A 6,206-nucleotide genomic window follows, 5' to 3' on the forward strand; every position below is an offset into this window, starting at 1 on the left:
AATCCACCCCGCTTCCCCCATTTTGAATGACTTACAGGAAGGTTGATACTCGATCAATCGGTAAACGTAGTGCCGGACGTTTTTTCGCATCTTCAACCGCTTTTCCGACAGCAATCAGCATGACTGGTACATACCGTGACTCGGTGATGAACGTTTCCGCAAAACGTTGATGATCAAATCCACCCATTGCGAGTGTTGATAATCCACGCGCTTCTGCCGCAAGCATCAATTGCATCGCAGCAAGGCTCGCATTCGACATAGCCGCGTCGCGTCCATACGCCTCACTTTGATAAGCGCCTTCTACCTGTGCCTTGATCGAATCAAACAGATCCTCTGTCATGCCACCTGCTTCCACTGCTGGACCGTACACTGGATTGTAGTTTCGATTAGCTTGAACATCACCTAAGATCGCAATGACTGCTGAAGCCGAAGTGATAGCCGGCTGATTGTATGCGATCGGTGCAAGCTGCTGCTTCGCTTCTTCCGAATGAAAGACCGTGAAATGCCAGTGTTGCAAATTCCAAGCACTCGGCGCGGCTGTCGTCCATTCTAATAGTTCTTCTACTTCCTGTTTTGAAAGCTTGAACGTTTCGTCGTAATGACGAACGGAACGTCTTTCTGTTAAGACACGCATTGTATCAAGTGTTGCCTGTGTCATGTGTAAATCCCCCTTATCATTATCAGATTACTTAGATATCGTAGCATGTCTTATTTTCATTGTCCTCTATCAATACTTCAAACGAATCTACTGTTATAAAACAATAGTTGACATTCAACTTCTGTACTAATACAATAAAATCAAGAAAAAAGATCATTGCGTTTACTTTGAAGGAGGAAAAACACATGGAACAACCCCTTTACCAAGAAGCATCTGCTGCATTCTATCGTGAGCTTCCCGTCAAGACGTGTGCCCATTGCGGAAAAGAGATGGATGAACAATGTGAATCCTATCAAACGGAATGCGATGAGTGTGCTGTAACAGAACACTAAATAATACATGAAACAATCACTTACTTAGTGGTTGTTTTTTTATTTCTTTTAAACTCTTTCTAAATAAATCAATATTTTTTAGAAAAATCGATTTTCCGTCATCTTTTTGTCATCTGTTTGTTACAAAAGAAACAGTCAGAATGTTACATTATCTGTATATGATATTTTTGACAAAAGGAGCGACAGACAACGATGGATCCATTTACCTCAAGCCACGCTAGCGAACTCGGTCCACGACCGCGTACAAAAAAAGAAAGTTTTTCCCTCGGTTTTTCTTACTTCTCACACTGGTCTTTCTCGGAGTTGGGGGATATGTCGCTTTCCGATATGTTTTTACTCCTGAACAACATTCCATTACGACAGGTAAATCCATTATTGAAGTGCCTGTCGTCAATATGGAAAAAGCACGCGTGGAAAAATGGAATGGTGTGACGAAAAAAGTCGCTTATTTAACATTCGAGGATGGTCCATCCGCATTAACACCGGACTTACTTCGAACATTGGATCAACTTCAGACTCGTGCCACTTTCTTTTATCTCGGAACACAAGTAGATGCTTTTCCACAAGAAGTCAAAGCTGCTGCTAAAGCTGGACACTATATCGGATTACACGGGGAAACACACGATTACGATACATTGTACGAAAAAGGAAAGTATGTCTCAGAGATGCAAAGTGTTCAGAAGAAAATCCATGAGTTGACGAAGCTAACACCACATTTGACACGACCACCTTATGGCTCTGATCCAGGCATCACAAAAAAAATGGCATCTGCCATTCATTCAGCAGACTTCCGTGTGTGGGACTGGTCGATCGATTCAATGGACTGGTATTACAAAGATAGTGCAAAAGAAGTCGCGAATACAGTCATTCGGCGAGCAGAGCGTCCGTTTGAAATCATTCTCTTACATGAACAACCACAAGCCATCAAAGCACTTCCAGCCATTGTTGCCGGACTTCAGAAAAAAGGCTATCAATTCGCGATTTATGATGAAGATTTCCATATTCCGTACAACTTCGCGCAACACTCGAATTTATAAGGAGTTACTATCCAGATGAAAAAAACATTCGTAGCAGTACTGTTCCTGTCGAGCTTTGGACTCGCTGCCTGTTCCAACGATTCACCAACCTCTCTTCATGAACAGCTAGAGCAACAAGTCAAAGGTGAAGAGAAAGCATTCACGCTAGCTGATCAACGTGCTCGTAAGGACGAAATTTCAGTTAATACGTATCAAGCCGTTCTTGATGCAGGTGCTGAAGAAATCAAACGCTCTCAAAATGAACGAGAGGAATTAGAAGCCTTAAATGACGAACGGCTTGCTTTATTGAAACAAGAAGAAACGTTACGTAAAGAAACGTACGCTGAACTTGATCTTGAAGAATTGCAGGATGCTGTCAACCAACTTGATGGTAAAGCAAAAACAGAAGGAACTGCCTTAGTGACAATCATCAAGGAACGCCAGCAGACGTTTCAAACGTTCTCGAAAACGTATCGACAAGCGATGGACGCCGAAAAGAAAGTGCTTTCACGCTTGACGAAAAAACCGGATTTCGTTAAGATTGATGAGTCAACAGCGGATTTAAATCGTTTAACACGGAAAGCTACCGCGTCATTAAAGAAGTGGAATACGCTGACCGTTCAGTATAATCAAACGAAAACCCGGCTGTATCGTTTGCTCGACACATCAACTCAATAAATCACACAGGTTGCAACCAAACCCTGTCCAAAAAACCTGGACAAGGCCCCGTTGCAACCTTTTTTGTGTGGTTTTTACTAAAAATGGAGGGAAATTATTCATGCATCGCTCAAAAGCCACTTTATTCGTTCTCATCGGCGCTATCAGTTATGGTGTCCTCTCAACGATCGTCAAACTCGCTTATGCTGCTGGATTCAACTCAGCAGCCGTTTCAGGTAGTCAATTTTTCTTCGGCTGGCTGATGATTTTCGGACTTGCCTTATTTACGAAAAATCTTCGTCTCGATCTCAAAACAGCTGGTCTTCTCATGCTGATCGGTATCTCAAGTGGTACAACTGGTTATCTGTACTATCAAAGTCTTCAAACCGTATCCGCATCCGTTGCAATTATTCTCTTATTCCAATTTACTTGGATCGGAGTCATCATCGATGCGCTCGCATTCAGACGCTTACCATCTCGCGCACACTTCTTGTCTGCGATTCTATTGATTGGTGGAGCCATTCTTGCGAGTGCTGCTTACTCGAGCCCACTCGACCTGCGTGGAACATTATTCGGTCTTGGAGCGGCTGTCAGCTTCTCGATTTTCTTACTCGCCAGCGGACGCATCGCCAATCATTTACCCGTCATTAAGAAAAGTTTTTACATGATGACAGGTGGTCTTGCTTTCGTCATGACGATGTATCCACCGACAACATTCTTGTCGTCTGCGAACTTCGAAAATGGACTTCTGTTATACGCGATTCCGCTCGGTCTGTTCGCGTTGATTTTACCACCGCTCTTATTTGCTGCTGGCGCACCTCATCTCTCCCCAGCAAGCGTTTCTTTACTTGGAGCGGCTGAACTACCGACAGCAGTCATCTGTTCCGTCTTAATTTTAGGAGAACATCTGATGAGTTCCCAATGGATCGGGATCGTCATCATCTTGATCGGAATCTTTTATCCAATTTATCGCTCAAGCAAAACAGCATCTGTTGCGAACGTACAGCAAAACGACCTTTCCTGAGCTCAGGAAAGGTCGTTTTCTTTACTTCTGTCGTTTCATCGCATCCGCAACGAACTCGACGTCCGTGCCGATGATGATTTGAACGCTAGTCGCCCCCATCTTCATGACACCTTTTGCTCCAGCCGCTTTAATCGCTGCTTCGTCAATGATGTTTGGATCTTTGACTTGAAGACGTAAACGTGTCGCACAATTGTCAATCGACGTGACATTTTCTGTTCCTTTTAGTCCCGCAAAGATGCGTGCTGCTTGTTGCTCATATTTATCGTCTGAATCTGTCAAAACGACTCCCGTGTCTGTGACGAGCGATTCATCTTCACGACCTGGTGTTTTCAAATCAAATTTCGTGATCATGAAGTAGAACAGGAAGTAGTAGACGACCGCGAACGCGAGACCAACCGGGATGAGAAGTAATGGTTTTGTGGCAATCCCGAAGTTCAAGGCATAATCAATGAAACCAGCCGAGAAGGAGAAGCCATGTAAAATACCAAGTAAGTTAACGATGGCCATCGATAGACCTGTTAAAACTGCATGAATGACATATAAAACAGGTGATAAGAACATGAACGAGAACTCGATCGGTTCCGTGATACCTGTCAAGAAGGACGTCAATCCAAGACCAATCATCGCTCCAGCAACTGCTTTTCGATTTTCCTTACGCGCAGCCATGACGATCGCAAAAGCTGCAGCCGGTAAGGCGAACATCATGATTGGGAAGAAGCCCGCTTGATAAATCCCAGCTGTCGGATCTCCAGCGAAGAAGCGCGCGATGTCACCATTCGCGACCGTACCATCTGCTTTTTCATATGAACCGAAGACGAACCAGAAAATATTATTTAAGACGTGGTGTAAGCCGACAGGAATCAAGAGACGGTTAAAGAACCCAAATAGAGCAGCGCCTCCTGCACCAAGACCAACCATCCATTCACCAGCACCGTTGATGCCTTGCTCGATGAACGGCCAGACATAACCAAAGATGAAAGCAAGTACGAGCATGACCGCTGATGTAATGATTGGAACGAAACGACGACCACCAAAGAATGCTAACCAATCCGGTAACTTAATGTTATAGAACCGATTGTATAGAAGTCCTGCGACGATACCCGCGATGATTCCACCAAATACCGCCATATTAACGGTCGAACCGAGTGTCGCCTGATTCGCGATCGAACCAAGTGTCGCTCCGTCGACCTTGGTCGAGGAATCATTGACGATCGCCGCGATCGCATCATACTTTGCCTGAATTTGTGCGCTGGAATAATCCTTGTTCATCGAGTCGACGCCATTCTTTAAGACGAGATACCCGATGGCCCCGGCAAGACCCGCTGCCCCGCTCGCATCGATCGATAGACCAATCGCGACACCAATGGCAAAGATCAATGGCAGGTTATCAAAAATAGCCCCTCCTGCTGCTACCATCAACGGAATATCTAACATATCCGCTGAACCTAATCGGAGTACGATTCCGGCAGCCGGTAATACTGCGATTGGTAACATCAAGGCTTTACCAATGCGTTGTAGAAACTGCAACATACCTTTCACCCTTTCTTGAATAAACGATAATGACAGAACAATGTAAACGCTTTTACGTTTTTTATTATTCCACATAAACATCTAAATGACTAGACCTTTATACAAATTATTCATTATCTTTTTTTATTGATATAAAAATTCATTATAGCAGACGCTAAAAACCGGACTAGAGTCATTCTCCAGTCCGGTTTTTCTATTTAATTTCAACGGTCTTAGCGGCGATTTGTATCTTCAAAATTTTGTTGGACGTTACCGACTGTTTTCTTCGCCTCGCCTTTTACTTGATCTTTTTTACCTTCGCGCTCTGTCGATTTATCGCCTGTTGCTTTCCCAAGCGCTTCTTTTGCTTTACCCGCTACTTTATCGACGAGACCATCTACTTTTTTATTGAGACCACTGTTGTTTGACATAACCATTACCCCCATTTAAAAGTTTTTTTTGCGATAGTTGTCTGTTCCCTTGTCACTGATTTTCAAACGTTTCCTGTATCAAAACCGACACTTACCTAAACAAAAACAACAGTGAACGTCCTGTCCACTGTTGTTTAATCTAAAGCTATTCTTTTTACTGGGCGACGGAAACACCTAATACTTGTTCAATCCGTTCGAACGCCCAATCCAACTCTTCTTTTGTGATGACGAGCGGTGGTGCAAAACGAATGACTGTCTCATGTGTTTCTTTACAGAGCAAGCCTTTTTCCTTCAACGCTTCGCAATATGGTCGCGCTGCTTCTGTTAATTCAACACCAATGAATAATCCACGTCCACGTACTTCTTTAATCATCGGGTTGTTGATTTGTTTTAATTTCTCCATGAAGTACGTACCGAGTTCGAGTGAACGTTCCGGTAACTTTTCGTCTTCTAATACTTCAAGTGAAGCAATCGAGACGGCACAAGCGAGTGGATTTCCACCGAACGTCGAGCCGTGTGATCCTGGATTGAAGACGGAAAGGACATCTTTATTCGCAGCCACACATGAGATCGGGAATA

General features: G+C 43.8%; 8 protein-coding genes. 4 read left to right on the forward strand and 4 right to left on the reverse strand.

The window, feature by feature from the left end; all coding sequences use genetic code 11:
* Nucleotides 1–31 precede the first annotated feature (31 nt).
* A complete protein-coding gene (locus tag EXG77_RS13525; RefSeq protein ID WP_035398905.1) occupies nucleotides 32–658 on the reverse strand; it encodes a nitroreductase family protein in 627 nt (208 codons plus the stop codon).
* A 185-nt stretch (nucleotides 659–843) separates the two neighbouring features.
* Between EXG77_RS13525 and yhfH the strand changes: the two genes are divergently transcribed.
* From yhfH to EXG77_RS13545, 4 genes are all read left to right on the forward strand, one after another.
* On the forward strand, nucleotides 844–990 hold the full coding sequence (gene yhfH / locus EXG77_RS13530; RefSeq protein ID WP_064505459.1) for a protein YhfH: 147 nt from the start codon (nucleotides 844–846) through the stop codon (nucleotides 988–990).
* A 410-nt stretch (nucleotides 991–1,400) separates the two neighbouring features.
* A complete protein-coding gene (locus EXG77_RS13535; RefSeq protein WP_235515858.1) occupies nucleotides 1,401–2,027 on the forward strand; it encodes a polysaccharide deacetylase family protein in 627 nt (208 codons plus the stop codon).
* A 15-nt stretch (nucleotides 2,028–2,042) separates the two neighbouring features.
* Nucleotides 2,043–2,684, forward strand: a complete 642-nt coding sequence (locus EXG77_RS13540) for a YkyA family protein (RefSeq protein ID WP_052017209.1) — start codon at nucleotides 2,043–2,045, stop codon at nucleotides 2,682–2,684.
* Between the two features lie 100 nt (nucleotides 2,685–2,784).
* A complete protein-coding gene (locus EXG77_RS13545) occupies nucleotides 2,785–3,687 on the forward strand; it encodes a DMT family transporter (protein ID WP_035398907.1) in 903 nt (300 codons plus the stop codon).
* A gap of 21 nt (nucleotides 3,688–3,708) precedes the next feature.
* On the opposite strand, the gene nagE is transcribed toward EXG77_RS13545, so the two are convergent.
* From nagE to EXG77_RS13560, 3 genes are all read right to left on the reverse strand, one after another.
* Nucleotides 3,709–5,217, reverse strand: a complete 1,509-nt coding sequence (nagE, locus tag EXG77_RS13550) for an N-acetylglucosamine-specific PTS transporter subunit IIBC (protein ID WP_035398909.1) — start codon at nucleotides 5,215–5,217, stop codon at nucleotides 3,709–3,711.
* A gap of 212 nt (nucleotides 5,218–5,429) precedes the next feature.
* On the reverse strand, nucleotides 5,430–5,627 hold the full coding sequence (locus EXG77_RS13555; RefSeq protein WP_023467139.1) for a CsbD family protein: 198 nt from the start codon (nucleotides 5,625–5,627) through the stop codon (nucleotides 5,430–5,432).
* A 154-nt stretch (nucleotides 5,628–5,781) separates the two neighbouring features.
* Nucleotides 5,782–6,206: aminotransferase class III-fold pyridoxal phosphate-dependent enzyme (locus EXG77_RS13560; protein WP_035398917.1), on the reverse strand; the 425-nt coding region annotated here is incomplete at its 5' end.

Source organism: Exiguobacterium sp. OS-77 (assembly GCF_000414195.2).
GTDB classification, from domain to species: Bacteria; Bacillota; Bacilli; order Exiguobacteriales; family Exiguobacteriaceae; genus Exiguobacterium_A; species Exiguobacterium_A indicum.